The organism is Pseudoclavibacter sp. Marseille-Q434, from assembly GCF_050315415.1.
Classification (GTDB): domain Bacteria; phylum Actinomycetota; class Actinomycetes; order Actinomycetales; family Microbacteriaceae; genus Pseudoclavibacter.
Genome location: NZ_JBNPQH010000001.1, coordinates 716,214 through 733,353, shown reverse-complemented (window position 1 = coordinate 733,353; position 17,140 = coordinate 716,214). Strand labels below are relative to the sequence as shown.

Here is a 17,140-nt window from a genome sequence, read left to right as displayed (position 1 = left end):
AAGGGCTGATTTCCGGTTCTCCCGCGTGAAAGGGCATTCAGACCGCATTCGGCGAATCCGAGAAAGCCTTTCCACGAGCCATTCAGATATCGAGCACTCGCGTGCCGAAGGACGAGGAGAACTTGCGGTTCGGGTCGATACCGGATGCCAGCTCGCGGAACTCCGGGAGCAACGGGTAGAGCGCCGCGATCTCAGTGCTATCGAGCAGACTGAGCTTGCCCCAGTGCGGCCGCGCATCGAACGGCAGGAGCTTCCTCTCGAGTTCGGCGAGCAGGGCCGAGACGGGCTCAGCGAGCTTCTTCCAGGTGAAGGCGATGCAGAGGACGTCCTCGCCCTGGCTCGGACTGAGCCAGAGGTTGTCGCCTGCCATGGTCCGCAGCTCGCACACGTGCAGGAGCGGCTGGAGGCGCGGCGCAGCTGCCCGGACGGCCTCGAGAGCCGAGGCCGCGTGTCGGAGCGGCACGAAGTGCTCGCTCTGGAGCTCGGATCCGAAGCTAGGTGCGGCGTGGACCGGGAAGTGCGGAAGCCGATCCCACCATGGCCCCGCCGTTCCGTCGCGAGCCGTGTGAGACGCCCCACCCGGATCTGCGGCGAGCAGCTGAGCGCCATAAAGGGTGCCAGCAACCTCCGTATTCTCCGCCCCATCCGGAATTCGTGTCTTCACGAGCACCTCGCTCACGGTTCCGTCGAATGTCGTGAACGCGCTGACCGAGTACGCGGAGTCATGAATCTGAGGGAGCCATTCGAGGTAGGTGTCCCAGCGCATCGGCCCGTAGGCATCCTGGCGCATTCGATAGCTCGGCTCGAGGTCGAGCGTCACCCTGGTGATGACCCCGAGCAGGCCGAGGTGCAGGACGGAGCCGTCGAAGGCAGGCGAGTCTCGCGTCAGCGTTCGCAGCGAGCCGTCAGAGCCCAGGATCTCCAACGACCGCACGGCTGTGCTGAGGGAACCGAGTGCCGTGCCCGAACCGTGAGTGCCCGTCGCAGTCGCCCCGCCGACGGAGATGTGCGGCAGCGAGCCCTCGTTGTGCAGCGCGAGGCCTGCCCGATCGATCTCCGGGGCGACGAGACCGTACGACACCGCCGCACTCATCGACGCGGTTCCTGCCTGCTCATCGATGACGAGGTCCAGTGGAAGGCGGCTGAGGTCGATGAGCACGCCCGCGGCATCAGCGACATCGCTGAAGGAGTGTCGTGTGCCGAGCGCATGCACCTGGTCCGCTTCCGCCACGACGCTCGCTGCCTCCGCGATCGATCTCGGCGTCACGATCTCGCGAGCCGTGTAGGTCAGCGACCCGGCCCAGTTCGTCCAATGCTGACCAGCACTGGATGTCGTCATCGACTGCGCGTCCTCGTGGCTTCCATGGTGGATAGTCTCATGGGGACCCGTGCGACTGCGGATCCCCATTCGCGAAGTAATGCCGCTCGACCGGCTCGCCGTCGCAGACGGCGAGCGCCGCAGCCCGGATCTCGCGATCGCGACCCGTGAGGCGCTGCGTCTCCTGCCGTCGGTGCTCGCCCCAGGACGGGACGACGAACGACTCGAGCTGCACATCCTCGTCCTCACCGCTGCGGTACAGGCCCCAGCGAGAACCGCCCGTGCGGCGGCGCGAGCCCTCGACGAGGCGCATGGCAGCGCGGAACTCTCGAAGCGCCCCCGGACGGACCGTGTAGGAGATCTGCACCAGGACGGGCCCGTCTGCAGGGTCGGGCTCGAACACGAGCATGGGGGTCGCCCAGGTCAGGGAGATGGTGCGGTCGACTGTGCCCGTACCTGGCAGCAGCGGAAGCAGTCGGACACTGGCCGCCACGAGCAGCAGCAGCACGGCCGAAGCGCCAAGTGCGGCTGCCGTCCCGATGAGCTGCGCCACGATGCCCCAGACGAACGACCCGATCGCCATCGTTCCCATGAAGACGAGGATGTAGACCGACGCGCCACGCGAGCGCACCCACTGCGGGAGTGTGAGCTGCAGGGCGGCGTTCAGCACCGTCAAGGTGCCGATCCAGGCAAGGCCGGCCAGGACGAGCAGCACCAGCATCACGCCGAACGGCAGCACCGCGGCGGCGACTGCACCGGCCGCGAACAGGACGGCGCTGGCTGCGATGACGGCATTGTCCGACAGGTGCGCTCGGGCGAACGGGAGGACGAAGATCCCGAGGACCGCTCCGAGGCCCAGGGCTCCGAGCAGGAAGCCGTACCCGCTGGAGTCGAGCCCGAGGCGTGTGGCGGTGACTGGCAGGAGCGCCCACAATGCGCTGGCGGGAAGCGCGAACAGTGCTGACCGCAGAAGGATGCGCCGCACGAGGCCAGCGGATGCGACGTAGCGCACGCCGGCGCGCAGGGCCGGTCCGAACGCTTCACGGTCCTCAAGCCCCTCCTGGGGCGGCCTCTTCCACCACCAGAGGGCGACGATGGCGGCGACGAAGCTCAGCGCGTTGATGCCGAACACGACCGGTGCTCCCGCGATAGAGAGCACTACGCCCGCGAGGGCGGGCCCAACCGCGCGGGCCCCGTTGACGGTGACACCGCCGAGCGCTGAGGACGCGCCGATCAGCTCCCGCGGCACGAGTTCGGGCTGAATCGCCTGCCATGCGGGAGACGTCAGGGTCGACGTGATGCCGAGGAGGAAGGTGAACCCCAGTATCGTCCACGGCGTGAGCCCGTCGAAGAGGGCGATCACCGCCAGTCCCGTGGCGATCAGCGCGCTGGCGGTCGAGCCCCAGATGAGCAGCTTGCGGCGGTCGAGAGAATCGGCGAGCACACCCGCCGGGAGCGAGAACAGCATCGCCGGTGCGAGGCTCGCGGTCTGCACGAGCGCGATGACCGTTGCACCTGCGGCAGCCTCGACGAGGTACCACTGCGCCCCGACCGTCTGCATCCAGGTGCCGATATTGCTGCCGAGCTGCGCGAACCACAGCACGCGAAACGCCGTGATCGCCATCGGCGCCCACGCGGACGCCGACGCCGACGCGGATACCGATCTGACCGACATCAAGCCCTCCAGAAGACAGCGAAGTCCAGCGAAACGAGCAGGTCTCACACTAGGCGCAGAGCGACCCCAAGGACAGCGGCGAAAAGGCGCGGAGGAGCAGCACGGAGCAGCGCGGACTCACGCCGGCGTCAGCCATGTCGATACACCCAGTGTCGCTCAGCCGTCGTCACTGCCAGTCAAATGGCCCTCGCTTTCGCCGGGCGATCACCGCCAGGCAAATGGCCCTCTAGCGTCGCTCAGCCGTCGTCACTGCCAGTCAAATGGCCCCTCTGGGGAGTTTAGAAGGGCCATTCGGCTGGCAGCGATGCGGAAGCGCCGGGGCGGATGCACCGGGCCTGATGAACGGAGGGCCCGGGGGCGCCAGCGACGGCTCCCCTCGGCGCCCTGGCAGCCTGCCAGCGAAGCGAAAAGCCGCAGGCCTTCTCTGAAGGAAGGTCCCGCGGCTTTTCCGTTTGCTCCCTGAGATGGACTCGAACCATCAACCTGCCGATAGTGACTCTGCCGCGACAGCAAGCGACCTGGCCTCCGTCACCGAGCTTCACCCGCGCCGCGACGACAGCGAACCGAGCCTCGACGCGCCGATCGCCCCCGTCGCTATGTTGGTGGCCAACCGATGAGCGCCCGCGGCGAGTCGCAGAACGCCTCGCGGGAGACCGACCAAATGCTCGGCCGCTCCGGCAACACTGGTAACAGGATCGAAAGCACACCAGACACGAAGGAGTGCACCATGATCCGCGAATACCGCCACCACCTCTACGCGATGAACCGACGCGAGCGCACCATCGAGCTCTACCTCTACTGGATCGACCGCATCCGCCGAGAGAACGGCCCCCTCGAGCACATTACAGCCGCCATGCTCGAGACGTTCATCTCTAACCAGGCCGGCCCCCAGACCAAGAAGAGCATCCGAACCGCGGCCCGCAGTTTCTACGCCTGGGCACACAAGCGGGGGCACCTCGCGACGAACCCAGCGGCCGACCTCGACCCCGTGAGCATCCCCTACTCGGTCGCCCGCGTCGCGAAAGACTACGAGCTCGCGCGAGTCCTCAACCGTCCCATGTCCATGGAAGCCCGCGCTGCCGTGACCCTCGCACGCCTCGGATGCCTCCGCCTCGCCGAGATCACCACCCTCCGCACCGACGCGAGAGACGGCGACTCCATCCGCTTCGAGGGCAAGGGAGGACGAGAGCGAGTGGTCTACCTGCACCCCGACCTCGACGGAGCCCTCCGAGGCCTGCAGGCCATGCAGGGGCGGGGTTACTTCTTCCCGGGCCGGTACGGCAGCCACGCGAGCCGCTCCTGGGTGTACCGCCTCATTCGCGACACCACTGGATACAACCCGCACGCGCTCCGGCATGCGGGCGCAACCGCTGCCTACCAGGCCACCGGCGACCTCCGCGCCGTCCAGGAGATGCTCGGCCACGCCAGCATCGCCACCACCCAGCGCTACCTCCACCTCGACGACCGCGCACGCAGAGCCGTCGCGCACGGAACATCACTGCGACTCGTCGCGTGAACACGCCAAGGCCCGTCGAGCGACAGCTCGGCGGGCCCTTCGCGTACCCGGGGATTCACCCCGTCAACACCCGCCGGTAGGCTCGTGGCTCACACGCCAGCGACGCCGAGGAGACCACCGTGCCCCGCTTCAACCCCGCCCCCGGATGGCCAGCAGCACCAGAAGGCTGGATGCCCCACGAAGGATGGCAACCAGACCCGACCTGGCCCGCAGCGCCAGAAGGCTGGCAAGTCGTCGTCGACGATCGTGCACCCGCTCCAGCACTCACGACGTCAGCGCCGGCAGCCGTCTCGGCACCACGAGTGGCCGAACCATCGGGATCATCAGCAGAACCGACCACCAGCCGCGCTGCTGCGGCCCTCTCCAAGTTCCGCACCGCCACCGGATCCTCCTCAGCTACTGGCGCGAGCGTCGGCGAAGACAGCGACGTCTCCAGCGACGACCTCATCTGGGAGGGCAGCTCAAAGACGATGACCGGCGTCGGCGGCGGACGCTACCGACTCACCCGCTACTACCTGCACTTCGAGCGGGGCATGCTCTCGACCAACGGACAGCAGATCGGCGTCGAACGAATTACTGACGTGGACGTGAGGCAGTCCATGGCCCAGAAGGCCCGCGGAGTCAGCGACCTAGTCGTACACACCGATGCCGAGAGCGTCATCCTGGAATCGATCCCCGACGTGCGCGAGGTCCAGCAGCTCATCAACGAAGTCGCCCGAGCTCGCAAGCATGAGTTGCAGCGAAGGCAACGCCTCCTGCAGCAGCCGGTCTACGCACACCCGCCCGCGTACTCGGCACCGTCAGCCGCACCGGCACCCGCGACACCAGCGGCCCAGACAGCAGGGCCCGACCTCATCGACCGCCTCCAGCAGTTGACCGATCTCCACTTGGCCGGCGCGCTCACAGACGAAGAGTTCTCCGCCGCCAAAAAGCAGGCGCTCGGGCTGTAGACGTGCGCATGGCATTCCCTTCGGGCCATCACCATGGGCATGAATGAACCAGTTGAGCATGTGCCCGCCGAGGCTACGCTAGGTGCCTTAGCACTGAGGTGCGAGACGGTCGCCGAGCGCGTCGACGGGAAGTGGACGAGGCGCATCGTCTGCTGGCGCCCTGTCGCAACCCGGCCGGTTGACGGCATGTCCTGGCTCATCTGGGGCGAGACTCCCCCGCTGCGTGAAGTCGACGGCGAGCTCGTTCCGGCACCCGTGGCCGTCGACGGCGCCACCTACGAGCCGATCCTCCTCGAACCGCTCGAGGTGTTCGACGCGTGGCTCGAGATGCTGCAGTGGGTAACCGAGGGTGACGTCCGCACCGAGGTGCGCCAGGCACTCGAAGTCGGGACGATGAGTCAGAAGGAGTGGGCGATCTCACACGGCAACTCGCAGATCCGCGGCACCGTCACCCTCGAAGGTGATGCTCTCGCCGCCGAGCGGCTTACCTCCGAGCTCTCCATCGCGCTGCTCTACATGGCGCAGCGAGCGACGCGGAAGAAGGGGTGGTGAACGCACAAAACCGCCCCACCTCGCGAAGGAGATGGGGCGGTATCTCGTGGCGACTGTGCTACAGGACAGCGCGGAGGTGACCCGCCTGCCCCGGAGACACCACGCGCACGTCTGGGGCAGCTGCATGGAGACGAGCGGTCAGCTCGACCGGTTCGAGCTGCAACAGCTGCCCCATGTCCTCCTTCGAGTATCCATGCTCTTCGAGGTGCAGTCTGATGAGAGCTGCGAGAACGCTCGGCTCATCGCGCGAGAGCTCAACGGGCTCAACTTTCCGCCAACCCTTCTGGGATATCGAAACGTTGAGGCTCCGATACCGACGCTCGTCAATGACCCCAAGATCTCGCGCACGGCGGATGAGCGCCCCCATGGATACACGCCATTTGAGTTTGAGCTGGGCCGCACGCTCCAGGGTGATCGCGCGAAGTTGCGTCTTGATTTCAGACGCAGGCATCAAGAACTCGGCAGCGAACGCATCGGCCTCAGCCTCCGCCTCGTCCGGAAGCTCTACTGACGAATGCATTACGAGGTGTCCCAGTTCGTGAGCGAGAGTGAAGCGTTCCCGGTCCGCTGGATGTGCCTCATTGAGGATGATCACCGGCGGGTACGTCCCCACGGCATCCATGCTGATCGCAGAGATCTTGGGTGAGCCAAAATCGAGGCGCAAGACTATCACCCCCGCGGACTCAACCGTCGTCGCCATGTTCTCGATCGGCCCCATGGGTATCTGCCACATAGCACGAACGACCCGCGCCACATTGATGGGCCCTCCAAGCGTCGATGCTTCGACTACTGGCATCTCGTAATTCGCGCCAATAACCGCAGATCTCATCAGTCGCTCCAGGCGAATTCGAGTCAGATTCACGTTCGCCTGAATCTTCCGGAGAAGGGTCTGGGGAAGCGCTTGCTGCTTTCGATGGTAGAAAGCTGTGTGCCCGAAGCCGTAGATAGGATCCGTCCACTCGAAAGCGCCGAGCGGGTACTCCAGCACACGTGCGATTCGCTGCATGCGATCAGGGTCGAGAGGAACCAGCCCGTTCTCCATCTTGGACAACGTCGACTGCGAAACATCAGCCGCTTCCGCCAGCTTTGCTCCGCTCAACCCTCTCGATTCGCGCAGGAGTGTGATCATGCGCGGGTTCATCAGAGCCCTTCGAGTTGATCTTCCTGCGCAGCAGGACGGTTACTGGTGACTGAGGGCCCAGTCGGCCGCTTCGGGGTTCCGTGCGCGGCAACCCCCGCAGCGTCCTGCTCGAGCGGGATCTCCCACAGAGCCTTGCCTGCGTACGAACACACGATGGATACTTTGTCGAGCTCAAGCCCGAGCTCGTCCGGAAGGTACCCAGCGCTCAGATAAGTCACGCTCATGCCCTCAAGAGAGACTTGCTGATAGTAGATCTCCAGTGCTTGGTCTGTCGGAATGCCAGATGTCCGGAGGCTGCCGTCACGGAACTTCTTGAAACGGAGGCGTACGAGTCCGTCAGCGAGGCTGACTTCCAAGAAATCACGTTCGCGTGTGGTGTGGACGCCGACCGCGTCGAAGTAAGCCTCGGCCCGATCTGCGATGCGATCGTAGGTGACCCGCGCCCTGGACGACTTGCTCAACGTCGCATCCTGGGGACGTTCTTTGATCTGCTGAAGCCAGTCCGCCCACGCCTCCCTGATGCACTTCTGCAACGCCGCAAGGTGCGGAGCGAGAAGCTCCTCGGCTTCGGTTTTGCTGATCAGTTCAGGCCTCATGCCCACATCGTGCCCTATAAAAAAGCACCTGTCAAATATTCACGATCTATGCGTCGGTCAGATCGCGACACGCGAAACCGCCCCCTCCCGCGAAGCGTCGTCCCGGGTGTCCGGGATCGCTTCAGCGAGAGGGGGCGCAGTCGTGCCAGATGCAACGGAGCGGGCCGAGCGTTGGAGCGTCGAGGCGACGCTCCAACTCACTTGCTCGTCAGTGCTCGATGCGGGGTGCGGCGGCGAGCCACGGGACGTGCGAGCGCAGCCACGTCTCCACGCCGGGGACGGCGAGGATGCGGGTGATGAGCGACGCGATCGCCGCGACGTAGGCCGCGAAGCCGACGAGCGCTGCGGTGACCTCGGGCGGCACGACCTCGCCGCTCTCCTGCGCCCATGCCACGAGGGCCGGCGCGATGAGCGGCAGCAGGACGAGGAGTCCGAGCGCCGCGGGAAGGATGACGGCGAGCGCCGTGCGGAACGTCGCCCGCGCCGGGTGCGCCGACTGCGTGGCTTCACCTGTCACGGTGCCGCCCCGCTGCGCCTCGAGGGCTTCCTGCTGAGCGGCGAGCTCGGCGTCGTGATTGATGCGCTGCTCGCGCGTCTCGAACGGTTCTTCGTGCAGGCTCATTCGGACTCCCCCAACGACTCGATGCGAGTGATGGACACGTGCAGGTCGCCGGCGACGTTGATCGTCTCGGCAAGCTGACCGATGAGCGCGAGATCAGTCTCGAGCTCGGCGAGCTCGGAGGCGTCGACACGGATCGTGCCGAACGTCGCCTCTGACTCTTCGGCGGGATGGGTCTTGGGCTTCGTCATGATTGCTCCTTCGGTGGATTGAAGATGCCCCGATTGCCACGCATCAGCGCGTCTTCGAGGGCGGTGTGGGCGAGGCTGTTGTCGCGGCCTCTTGGGACGTGTCGCTCGACGGCCTCCGCAGCGTTGACGATCGCGGCGCGGAGCTCCGTAGATGCGGCCTTCTGCTCATCCGTGGGTGGGCCGGCCGACACGGATGTCGGGTAGCGGTCCTCGATGGACGGGGATGCGTGAGACATCGCTCACCCCTTCGTGATCGGGCCGGACGGAGGATCCGGCTGGTCGTTGTCGTAGACGATCTCCGGGTACTCCGGAAGGAGCGCATCGTCGAAGCACTCCGACGAGCGCGCGAGCTTGTCGATCTTCAGGCCCCAGTTGCTCACCTTCCGGAAGTTCTCCGTCCAGATGTTGCGCGAGCGGAAGGCCTTGTCTCGCTGGTCGAACGCTCGGTCGATCTCGCGGCGCTTGTGGTTCGAGCGGCCCGTGATGACCTGGAAGAGCTGCTCGACGAGGGTCTTGCCGAATGCGCCGCCGCCGGCACCGAGGATGGCCGCGACAACCGCAACGACTCCGAAGTCACCCTGCATGGGGCATCGTCCTCCTCGAGAGCGGCTGGAATGAGTAGTGCCTGACGCTCACGAGGCGGATGAAATACAGCGTCGCGGCGAGCACGATGACCACGAGCTGCAGGAGGCGGCTTGATCCGGGCTCAGATCCGAGGTGGAGTATCAGCACCACGTAGGCGTACACGCCCAGGCCGCTCATCGAGAGCAGCACCGCTGCACGCTCCATGGCCCACCACGGCGTTGCTACGAAGATCAGCCCGAGGATGCCACCGCAGAGCAGCGCGAGCGCCCAGACGTTCGACAGGATCGGGCCGATCTCCGACGCGATCGTGCGCGGAGGCGAGGTCCACGTGACCACGCCTCCGCAGATCGTGAGGATGTACACCCACACGTAGATCGCCCGCATGTGCGGCGGATACGTGAACTCCGACCACAACCAGCGGAGCCACGCACGGGTCCGTGGCATCAGCTCGTGACTTCGGCTGCCGACACCTCGATGACCTCGAGTGCCCCGATGTTCTCCGGAGACTCGATCAGCGCCTTGCGCTCCGCCGGCGAGAGCTTGCCGAGCTCCGTAAGCAGCTCATCGCGCGTCGCGTCGAGCGACGCCTGAGTAGCCGTGCCGTCCGCGAGCAGCCGGTAGGTGTTGCGCAGGTGCTCTGCGACATGCCCCTCGGCCGTCACCGCGTCACCGACGAACAGACCGAACGCCTGGTTGAGGACATAGAAGTCCGGGTTGGGAATGTGCACGCGGTTGCCCGTGCGCGTGCTGACCATGAAGATCTTCCCCTTGTCGGGGCCGTCCTTGTACGTGATCGCGCGGACCGGGGCCGTGACGGAGATCAGCTTGCGCGTCTTCTCCGCCTCCGACGTGATGTGCTTCATGAGCTCGTTGAGCTGGGACACGGTGAGATCTCCTTCGAGAGAGGTGAACACGCCAGGCTTGGCGCGGTTGAGGTCGACGCCGCCAGAGATCCCAGGGATCGTGCCGGCGTCGGTGAACTGGTGCACCTTCCACGTGGACCAAGTGCCGGTCCCCGGGTTGGTGCTCGAGAGGGAACCGTTGTTGGCTCCGTAGTTCGCGAGGATCAGCCCCGCGGTCTCCGCCTCGACCGGCGCCCAGTCGTACTGAGCGGTGAACGCCGAGTTCATGTACGCGAAGATCGGACCCGAGTAGCCCTTGCGGACCTCCCGAATCCACGCGAGCGCCTGCGTCGGGTTCCAGCCCGCGACTCCCTCGTTCTCCAGGTGCTCGAGGTCGAGCGCCACGAACGCGTCCGCGTCGCTGCGCAGGATCGAGAGGAAGTACTTCGCGTCAGCGATCGGATCGCCGCGGCCGTTCATCCAGTACGAGCCGACCGTCTCGAGGTGCGGGGCGAGGCCGGCGCCGTGCTGGTTGTAGCGCGAGTCGGTGTACGCGCTGCCCGTGTTCGAGCCGCCCGCCTTCAGGTACGCGAAGCCGACCGCCGCGGACAGACGCCCGTAGTCCACGCTCTCCTGCCAGCGGGAGATGTCGACGCCCAGTAGCATGTCCTGCTGCAGAGTGCCCGGGCTCGCCGGCCCCGCGGGCCGCACCGACGTCGCGACAAGAAGCCACGCGTGCGCGTCCATGTGCGCGCCGTGGAAGTACTGCTCGAGGTGCAGGTGATTGCCGGTCGACGAACCCGTCGTGCCGACCCAGCCAACGACCGAGCCCTCCGCGATCGTCTGACCGCGCTGCAGCGGCGACGCCTGGTTCATGTGCCAGTACGACCACTGCAGGCCTGGCTCGCTGATGGACTCGATCGTCACCCAGTGGCCAGCGCCAGCGACGCCGTACCCCTTCGCGACGACCTTCGCCCGCTGGACGGCGAGCAGCTCCGTGCCGCCGGCTGCCGCGTAGTCCGTGCCGTAGTGGAAGCGTCGGCCTCCGTGGATCGGGTGGATGCGCCAGCCGAAGCGGTCGCTCACCCTGGGGTTACTGAGGGGCCAAACGGCCATGTGATGCCTCCTGGGTTGCATGAGAAAAGCCCCGCCGAGCGGCGAGGCCAGTAGGGTTCGCGGTATGTGGGCTTACGTGTCGTCGATATCCGCTGAAGATTGGACCCTGATAGCAGCAGTCGGAGCCGTCGGAGTCTCGGCAGCGGGGCTAGCGGTTTCTGCACTCACCCCGGTCCGAGTCCAACGCCGGCAGGTAGACGCGAGCGTCGAGCAGTGGCTCCGTGAACGGAGGTTCGAGGTGTACGCCAGCTTCATCGACACAGATACGACAAACGAAGACCTCTTGCTCGACGCACTTCGGAAGCGCAGTGAGGTGCACAACCACGCGGCGATCATGGAAACCCGACGAGCCAACCGCTCACCCGGTGCGGAGGTGGACTCGGCGCTACTGGCTGACCTAACTCGAGGATTCGAGACGTCCTGCGCGGCGATGGTCGAGAGCCTCGGCAGGATCAAGAGCGCAGCAGCGCGGGTACGCACAATCGGAAGCACCGAAGTTCAGGCCGCTATTTTGGCCTACACGCATGAACTAGCCAAGGCCGCCGCAGAAGTCGTAGACGGCACGCCCAGTGCGGACGTGGAAGCCCGCCTCGAGAATGCATCGACCCATTCATACGCGCTGATGTACCGCGACCTTGGCATTTTGACCGCCGAGCAACGTCAACACATTGACAAGCGAAGCGCCGAGCGGAGAAAGCTCATGGCCCGACGCAAGGGCTAACGCTGGGCAGATCAGACGACGCCGGCAATCTCGACCACCGGCAGCGTGTCCGTGAGCGCGGCCCGGATCTCCTCCGGGTCGCCGCCGTCCTCCACGAACCGCTTCGCGGATGCGGCGATGTCGAGCGGCACCTGACGCATGCGCGCCCGGCGTTCCTGCTCCGTCGCCGCGGCGATGCGCAGGTCGTCGAGTTGATCGTCGGTGAGTGAGGGTAGCTCTGCGAGGGACAAGGCAGAGTCCTTTCGATCAGCCAGGCGTGCCCGGCAGCGATGTGGGCCACGCCTGTGCAGTGGTCCACGAGAAGGTCGTCGTCGGCAGTTGGTTTGTCGTCCCGGCCCATGGATTCTGGACGCCGGAGGAAGCGAAGAACGCGGTCCCGCTCCAGTAGAGGCCGAACTGCGCGGTGCTGTCCCAGCGGGACCACGGCCAGTACAGATCGCCGTCCGGCGCGAAACCGCTCGGCGGGATGATCCATGGTCCGGCAGAAGGTTCTTGCGTTCGGTCGATCGTGACGCGGTACCCCTTGGCGTCGATGCGGTTGCCCGTGCGCCGCACAAGTAGTCCGCGTGTCGAGATGATCGGCATGAGCGTGGTGGTCGCGCTCTGCTTGAAGAACGACTGCTGATCGATGCGCCGCCAGCCCGTGTCCCCGTCGAGGACGCGCCACCCGGTGTTACCGGTGCCGCTGGCCTTGATCCAGAGCGACGCCCCGTTGGTACCGAGCAAGCCGTTGCTGACTGTTGTGTCACGGTAGATCGTCCCCGGGGCCGCGGTAACGACGCCGTTCGGCATGACGGTGCCGACGAGGTCCACATTCGGCATGCCGGACGCGCCCTGCGGGCCCGGGTCGCCCTGACCACCCGGCGTCCCGGCTCGGAGTCCGAGCGCGAGCGTCAGGTTCGGGTACGAGCCCGACAGGCTCGCCGTCATCGGCTGCCCCTGCCCGACCTCGGACGACGTCACGGACAGGCTCAGCGGCGGCGGCGAGACGCCGTCACGAGGCGGCGGCAGCACGAACTTGAACCGCGCCTCCCCGTCGATCTCCTCAAGCGCGACACTCGGCACCGAGCCGACCACACCCACCGTCGACGACGCGACGAACGACGGGAGCTCGGGAGTCTCACCCTTCAGCGACTCGAGGAACTCGACAACCGTGCCGACGTTCCCCGCCGCAACCCACAGCTGATACGCCGAGAGCCCGTCGTTGCCCTTGAGCGACTCGATCGTGAGCAGCTGACCCCACGGGCCCGAATCACCGAACCGGTACGCGAGAGCGCCATCCACGACCGCGAACACCGGCACCGCACCAGCAGGGCCAGCGAGCTCCGCGAGCGCGACGACATCAACCCAGGGTCGCGTCTCCTCATCTCGGACCTGGCGAACCTGCAGGTGCGTCTCCGTCTGCTGGAGCTCGAGCGACCAGCCAGCCTCGGGAGCCGGGATGACGTAGCGGGTCTGCACGCGCACGGCCTGCCGAGGTCGCGCGGTCACGCGGATGCGTTCCGACATCAGGCCTCCCTCGTCACGTCGGCTTCGACGATCACATCGCACTTCACGAACGTCAGCACGCGACCCTCGACGTCGATGCCCTGAATGTCGAGGCGACCCTCGACGCGCATAGCCCGGGTGGCCGTCTTGTCGAGGGTGAGGCGCAGCACGCCTGGCTCCGTGGCCACAGCGTCCAGATCGACCTCGCGGCCGTTACCGCGCCACTGGGACGAGATCGACCAGCCCGAGAAATTGAACGGGCCGATCAGCGCACCATCCTCGTCTAGCTGGTCGACCAAGTACTCCTGCACAACATGATCGCCCGCATACAGCTCGAGCGGATCAACTTCTTGGGGAAGATCGCGATCCCACATGGAGACCCCCTTCTAGATATGGTTCAAAAGACCGCTCGACCACTGAAAGAGAGACCGATGTCCCCACGCAAGGCGATCCCCGTTGCAGTGACCCGGCATCTCCTGGAGGAGTGCGGCTACCGATGCGCCCTACCCGGATGCGGTGAGACCGTCGGCCTTGAGCGCGCGCATATCGAGCCGCACGCGAAAACGGGTGATGACGACTTCGACAACCTGATCATGCTGTGCCAAAAGGACCATTGGCGTTACGACCAGCTGGGCGAGATCACCCAGGAGTCGATACGGGCTTACAAACGCAATCTCGCGGTGATGAACGGTCGCTACAACGACTTCGAACGCCGACTTCTCGAGCACCTCGCGTCGGCTCCCGGAACGCACGTCGAGATGGAGCTGAGCGCAACCATCGATCTCATGCTGCGCAACGTAGTTCGCGACGAGCTCGTGCACATCGAACCGCTTCCAGGGGGTCTAGAAGAGATCATCCAAGGCGACATCGTCACTGCCGTGCCCTCGCGCATGGACAAGCCGCACCAAAGTCCGAAGCTCAGCCCCAACGGACGGCGACGCGTCGAGGGGGTAGACCGATACACCCTCACCGAGAAAGGAACCCTCCTCGTCGGCCGATGGTTCGGTGCCGAGCTCATCGATGAAGGTCAAGCGCTCGAATAAGGCCTCACTGGAACAACAGTCGCGTGTACCCCCGTGTCGTCCCTCCAAGTAATGAGGACTCGGTCGGGAGCCACCGCCAGCAGACCATGCTTCGACAGGGACAATCTGACCTCGCGAGTATGAGGCCCCGGCCCGCTCGGACCATCGAAGAATCCGAGCAGCGCCAACGGCCTCCGGTTGTATGTGCCGGATGGATTAATGGTCAGGACGTAAGTGTCTAAGGGCTCGGCGCGGTAGGACTGGGCGAGCCACCCATCACAGACACCCAGCGAGATGGGACGAAGTGCTCTGCGGCGTTTGGCCAACCGGCGACGCGTGTGATCAACAAGGTCTGGGACAAACGACAAGATCGTCAGGCAGACAAGTGCGGCCGCGACGACGAAGAGGGCCTTGGATCGGACCTCGGTCCAGTCGACTGCAATGAGGTCGACGGCGACGGATACGAGACCGCTGCCCCACACGAGACCGATCGCCGTCCACCGAACTCGACTGTACTTTTCCATCGTCCAAGCCACTGACCAACAATACGTCGAGCTTTAGGCACATCGGATCTACGGGAAGGTCGTGGGGTTCGTCCAGGTGTCGCCGTGCCAACGGCCGCCCACGGAGTGACCGGCTGCGTGGGTCGCCTCGGCCAGTGCCCGAGACTCCGCGTACGACCGCCCCGACAGGGTCAGGTTGTCCATGAACGCGAAGTACAGGACGTAGGCCACGCTCTTGCCCTTGAACGTCGCGTTGATCGGACCGCCGAGGAGGAACGACTGAGCGATTGAGGTCAGCGAACCGGACCCCTGCGCCGCAACTGACAGGCATGCCAGCGTGGGGGTAGACGGTACCGCCAGGGATGTGCGGTTCGGGGGCGGTGATCCGAAGACGGACGCACCGTTCGACCCCTCCGAGACCGAAACGATGGTGCTCGCCGTGTTCTGCCCGAGGCGGAGTATCTGCTGATCCACCCCAGCGTTGCCGGTGCGCACTAAACGAACCGATGCCGACAGGAACCACCAGTCCGTCTGGCGCGTGCGCGCCCAGGATGCGAGCCCGGTCGACATCTGCGCCTGTACGGTCTGCCCGACGACGTCGTTCACCTTGGACGGCAGCACAAGCAAGCCGCCCTTCGCGGTCCGCTCGAGTTTCCCCGACGCGGACGTGAACGTGTTCGCAAGGGTGATCGGCGCGACTGGCGTGGCTGAGATCACGGCGGCGTTCTCAGCGGCGAGGTTCGGCACCGTGCCAGGCGTTCCCGAGACCGGCGCCGCCGGGTGCGAGAGGTCCATGTACAGGAGCGCGCCCGGCGAGTCGGCGAGGTCATCCACCGGCGGCTCCTGCAGCCCAGGGCCGGTGATCTCGAACCCGGGGATGCGTATCTCGCGCGCCATCAGTCGTTCTCCTGAATCAGGTAGGTCCACACGAGGCTCGGGTCGGTGCCACCCGTGACGTTCGTGAATCGGAACTGCAGCTTGTGGCGCAGCGAGAAGTTCTCGACCGTGCGCGAAAAGCGCAGGATGTTGCCGCTCGAGGGGTTGTCCGTGTGGTCCGCGATCGCCTGGTACTCGCCGGCGTTCTTTCCGAGGTTCGCGACCGGGGTGGACGCCTTGCCCCACGCGACGCCGCCGGCGACGAAGTTCGCTGTCTCGAGCTCCGAGAACGGCACCATCTCGGGAGCGCCGAACTGCGGGCCGGAGGAGTGCTCGATGATGTTCAGGAACCGAGCTTCGAGCGTCCATGTCGTGGGTGCTCCGACGACGCCGCGGATGCTGACCATGTGCGTCACAGAGCGTCCTTCGAACTCGACATGGTTCTGGGGGAAGATGAGGCCGTTCAGCACCCCGTCCGGGTAGAGCGCGTTGCCCTGGTTCCTAACGCGGTCACCTGTCGTGGCCGCGGCGATGACGTGAGTTGCGCCCATGGTTACGCTCCGATCCGGTCATTGGTGGTGAACAGGATCTCGTCGGCGAGCAGCTGCACGACGTTCTGCTCCTGGTTCACCGACGAGCGCGCGATGCCCATGCCGATGTTGTTGCCACCCGTGAACATGTCATGCGACCCGTTGTTGAGGAGCAGGTCGTAGGGGATGCCCGTGAGCCCGCGCAGGTCGAACACCTTCCCGTTCACCTGGAACTCCAGGTAGTAGTCGCCGCCCGCGAACATCGACGCCGGGTTCGTGGTGAGGCGCGTGTAGAACGCGTTCGCCTTGTTCTCGTTGAGACCGGTGAACCACATGCGGGTGCCGGCGATCTCGATGTCAGGGCGCGTCTCCGCGGTCGAGCCGGTGCCGCGCTTCCCACCCTTCAACCACCAGGAGCAGGAACCGTCCCCATTGTCCCGCAGAGAGACGGTGCCGAACGCGCGCGATGTGCCGTCAGGCAGCTGCGAGTCCATTCCGATCCACATCTGCGAGAACGGGTACTTACGCTCCGTCAGGAGATTGGCGCCCGAACCCGCGCGGATCGCGAACCACCCAGACAGGGACTGCGGCCCGACTTCCTTCGGCCACCCGACGCGCTTGTACGCCGATGCGCCGTGGTAGCGGGTCGCCTGACTGTACGGGAGCTCAGACGGGGACACCAAGAGCGCCTTGCTGCCGTGGAACGGGTGCCTTCGAGTGCGAGAGATGACGGTCGCCGCGTCCGCGTAGTGGAAGTGGTCCACCCAGCCATCCGTGCCGTTCTCGAACGTCGAGTGGCCGACGACAGTGCCGCGCTTTCGCAGCACCCCCGACGTCACATCGAACTTGCGTGGGTCCATGACGCCACCCCCACCGCCCACCGAAAGGTCAGTCATCGT

21 protein-coding genes are annotated in these 17,140 nt (G+C 65.7%); 5 read left to right on the top strand and 16 right to left on the bottom strand.

Features of this window, described 5'->3' with window-relative positions; all coding sequences use genetic code 11:
* Nucleotides 1–82: 82 nt before the first annotated feature.
* Nucleotides 83–1,339 (bottom strand): FAD-binding protein, encoded by a 1,257-nt coding sequence (locus ACQFZP_RS03595; protein WP_211890361.1) that lies wholly within the window; start codon nucleotides 1,337–1,339, stop codon nucleotides 83–85.
* Between the two features lie 37 nt (nucleotides 1,340–1,376).
* The gene (locus ACQFZP_RS03590) at nucleotides 1,377–2,993 is read right to left on the bottom strand and encodes an MFS transporter (protein ID WP_249312014.1); all 1,617 of its coding nucleotides are present in this window, start codon (nucleotides 2,991–2,993) and stop codon (nucleotides 1,377–1,379) included.
* A gap of 727 nt (nucleotides 2,994–3,720) precedes the next feature.
* Between ACQFZP_RS03590 and ACQFZP_RS03585 the strand changes: the two genes are divergently transcribed.
* The 3 genes from ACQFZP_RS03585 (at nucleotide 3,721) to ACQFZP_RS03575 (ending at nucleotide 6,011) form a co-directional block, all read left to right on the top strand.
* A complete protein-coding gene (locus ACQFZP_RS03585; RefSeq protein ID WP_211890359.1) occupies nucleotides 3,721–4,509 on the top strand; it encodes a tyrosine-type recombinase/integrase in 789 nt (262 codons plus the stop codon).
* A 119-nt stretch (nucleotides 4,510–4,628) separates the two neighbouring features.
* Entirely contained in the window at nucleotides 4,629–5,459 is an 831-nt protein-coding gene (locus ACQFZP_RS03580) for a PH domain-containing protein (RefSeq protein ID WP_211890358.1), read from the top strand.
* Between the two features lie 186 nt (nucleotides 5,460–5,645).
* Complete coding sequence (locus ACQFZP_RS03575) at nucleotides 5,646–6,011, top strand: hypothetical protein (protein WP_211890357.1); 366 nt, start codon at nucleotides 5,646–5,648, stop codon at nucleotides 6,009–6,011.
* Between the two features lie 58 nt (nucleotides 6,012–6,069).
* Here ACQFZP_RS03575 and ACQFZP_RS03570 read toward each other — a convergent pair whose 3' ends face one another.
* From ACQFZP_RS03570 to ACQFZP_RS03535, 8 genes are all read right to left on the bottom strand, one after another.
* Nucleotides 6,070–7,140 (bottom strand): helix-turn-helix domain-containing protein, encoded by a 1,071-nt coding sequence (locus tag ACQFZP_RS03570; RefSeq protein ID WP_211890356.1) that lies wholly within the window; start codon nucleotides 7,138–7,140, stop codon nucleotides 6,070–6,072.
* Between the two features lie 11 nt (nucleotides 7,141–7,151).
* The gene (locus tag ACQFZP_RS03565; RefSeq protein ID WP_211890355.1) at nucleotides 7,152–7,748 is read right to left on the bottom strand and encodes a hypothetical protein; all 597 of its coding nucleotides are present in this window, start codon (nucleotides 7,746–7,748) and stop codon (nucleotides 7,152–7,154) included.
* Between the two features lie 208 nt (nucleotides 7,749–7,956).
* A complete protein-coding gene (locus tag ACQFZP_RS03560; protein WP_211890354.1) occupies nucleotides 7,957–8,370 on the bottom strand; it encodes a hypothetical protein in 414 nt (137 codons plus the stop codon).
* Nucleotides 8,367–8,558 carry a hypothetical protein gene (locus tag ACQFZP_RS03555; RefSeq protein ID WP_211890353.1) on the bottom strand — a complete coding sequence of 64 codons (192 nt, stop codon included), beginning with the start codon at nucleotides 8,556–8,558 and terminating at the stop codon, nucleotides 8,367–8,369. Before ACQFZP_RS03555 ends, ACQFZP_RS03560 begins: the two co-directional genes overlap by 4 nt.
* Complete coding sequence (locus tag ACQFZP_RS03550) at nucleotides 8,555–8,794, bottom strand: DUF7681 family protein (protein ID WP_211890352.1); 240 nt, start codon at nucleotides 8,792–8,794, stop codon at nucleotides 8,555–8,557. Before ACQFZP_RS03550 ends, ACQFZP_RS03555 begins: the two co-directional genes overlap by 4 nt.
* 3 nt (nucleotides 8,795–8,797) lie before the next feature.
* Complete coding sequence (locus tag ACQFZP_RS03545; protein WP_211890351.1) at nucleotides 8,798–9,142, bottom strand: hypothetical protein; 345 nt, start codon at nucleotides 9,140–9,142, stop codon at nucleotides 8,798–8,800.
* Nucleotides 9,132–9,587, bottom strand: a complete 456-nt coding sequence (locus tag ACQFZP_RS03540; protein ID WP_211890350.1) for a hypothetical protein — start codon at nucleotides 9,585–9,587, stop codon at nucleotides 9,132–9,134. Before ACQFZP_RS03540 ends, ACQFZP_RS03545 begins: the two co-directional genes overlap by 11 nt.
* The gene (locus tag ACQFZP_RS03535) at nucleotides 9,587–11,101 is read right to left on the bottom strand and encodes a peptidoglycan DD-metalloendopeptidase family protein (protein WP_211890349.1); all 1,515 of its coding nucleotides are present in this window, start codon (nucleotides 11,099–11,101) and stop codon (nucleotides 9,587–9,589) included. The genes ACQFZP_RS03540 and ACQFZP_RS03535 overlap by 1 nt, the downstream gene beginning before the upstream one ends.
* Nucleotides 11,102–11,339: 238 nt before the next feature.
* Between ACQFZP_RS03535 and ACQFZP_RS03530 the strand changes: the two genes are divergently transcribed.
* A complete protein-coding gene (locus ACQFZP_RS03530) occupies nucleotides 11,340–11,822 on the top strand; it encodes a hypothetical protein (RefSeq protein WP_211890348.1) in 483 nt (160 codons plus the stop codon).
* An 11-nt stretch (nucleotides 11,823–11,833) separates the two neighbouring features.
* Here the strand turns inward: ACQFZP_RS03530 and ACQFZP_RS03525 are convergent, their stop codons facing one another.
* From ACQFZP_RS03525 to ACQFZP_RS03515, 3 genes are read right to left on the bottom strand one after another with little or no spacing between them, the layout of a single operon-like run.
* Entirely contained in the window at nucleotides 11,834–12,052 is a 219-nt protein-coding gene (locus tag ACQFZP_RS03525) for a hypothetical protein (RefSeq protein WP_211890347.1), read from the bottom strand.
* A gap of 16 nt (nucleotides 12,053–12,068) precedes the next feature.
* Nucleotides 12,069–13,331, bottom strand: a complete 1,263-nt coding sequence (locus ACQFZP_RS03520; protein ID WP_211890346.1) for a hypothetical protein — start codon at nucleotides 13,329–13,331, stop codon at nucleotides 12,069–12,071.
* The gene (locus ACQFZP_RS03515; RefSeq protein ID WP_211890345.1) at nucleotides 13,331–13,684 is read right to left on the bottom strand and encodes a hypothetical protein; all 354 of its coding nucleotides are present in this window, start codon (nucleotides 13,682–13,684) and stop codon (nucleotides 13,331–13,333) included. Before ACQFZP_RS03515 ends, ACQFZP_RS03520 begins: the two co-directional genes overlap by 1 nt.
* 57 nt (nucleotides 13,685–13,741) lie before the next feature.
* Here ACQFZP_RS03515 and ACQFZP_RS03510 point away from each other — a divergent pair, with 57 nt between their 5' ends.
* The gene (locus ACQFZP_RS03510; RefSeq protein WP_211890344.1) at nucleotides 13,742–14,353 is read left to right on the top strand and encodes an HNH endonuclease signature motif containing protein; all 612 of its coding nucleotides are present in this window, start codon (nucleotides 13,742–13,744) and stop codon (nucleotides 14,351–14,353) included.
* 551 nt (nucleotides 14,354–14,904) lie between these two features.
* Here ACQFZP_RS03510 and ACQFZP_RS03505 read toward each other — a convergent pair.
* From ACQFZP_RS03505 to ACQFZP_RS03495, 3 genes are read right to left on the bottom strand one after another with little or no spacing between them, the layout of a single operon-like run.
* Nucleotides 14,905–15,732, bottom strand: coding sequence for a hypothetical protein (locus ACQFZP_RS03505; RefSeq protein WP_211890343.1), 828 nt, complete (start codon nucleotides 15,730–15,732; stop codon nucleotides 14,905–14,907).
* The gene (locus ACQFZP_RS03500) at nucleotides 15,732–16,262 is read right to left on the bottom strand and encodes a hypothetical protein (protein WP_211890342.1); all 531 of its coding nucleotides are present in this window, start codon (nucleotides 16,260–16,262) and stop codon (nucleotides 15,732–15,734) included. Before ACQFZP_RS03500 ends, ACQFZP_RS03505 begins: the two co-directional genes overlap by 1 nt.
* A 2-nt stretch (nucleotides 16,263–16,264) precedes the next feature.
* The gene (locus ACQFZP_RS03495) at nucleotides 16,265–17,137 is read right to left on the bottom strand and encodes a hypothetical protein (RefSeq protein ID WP_211890341.1); all 873 of its coding nucleotides are present in this window, start codon (nucleotides 17,135–17,137) and stop codon (nucleotides 16,265–16,267) included.
* Nucleotides 17,138–17,140 lie beyond the last annotated feature (3 nt).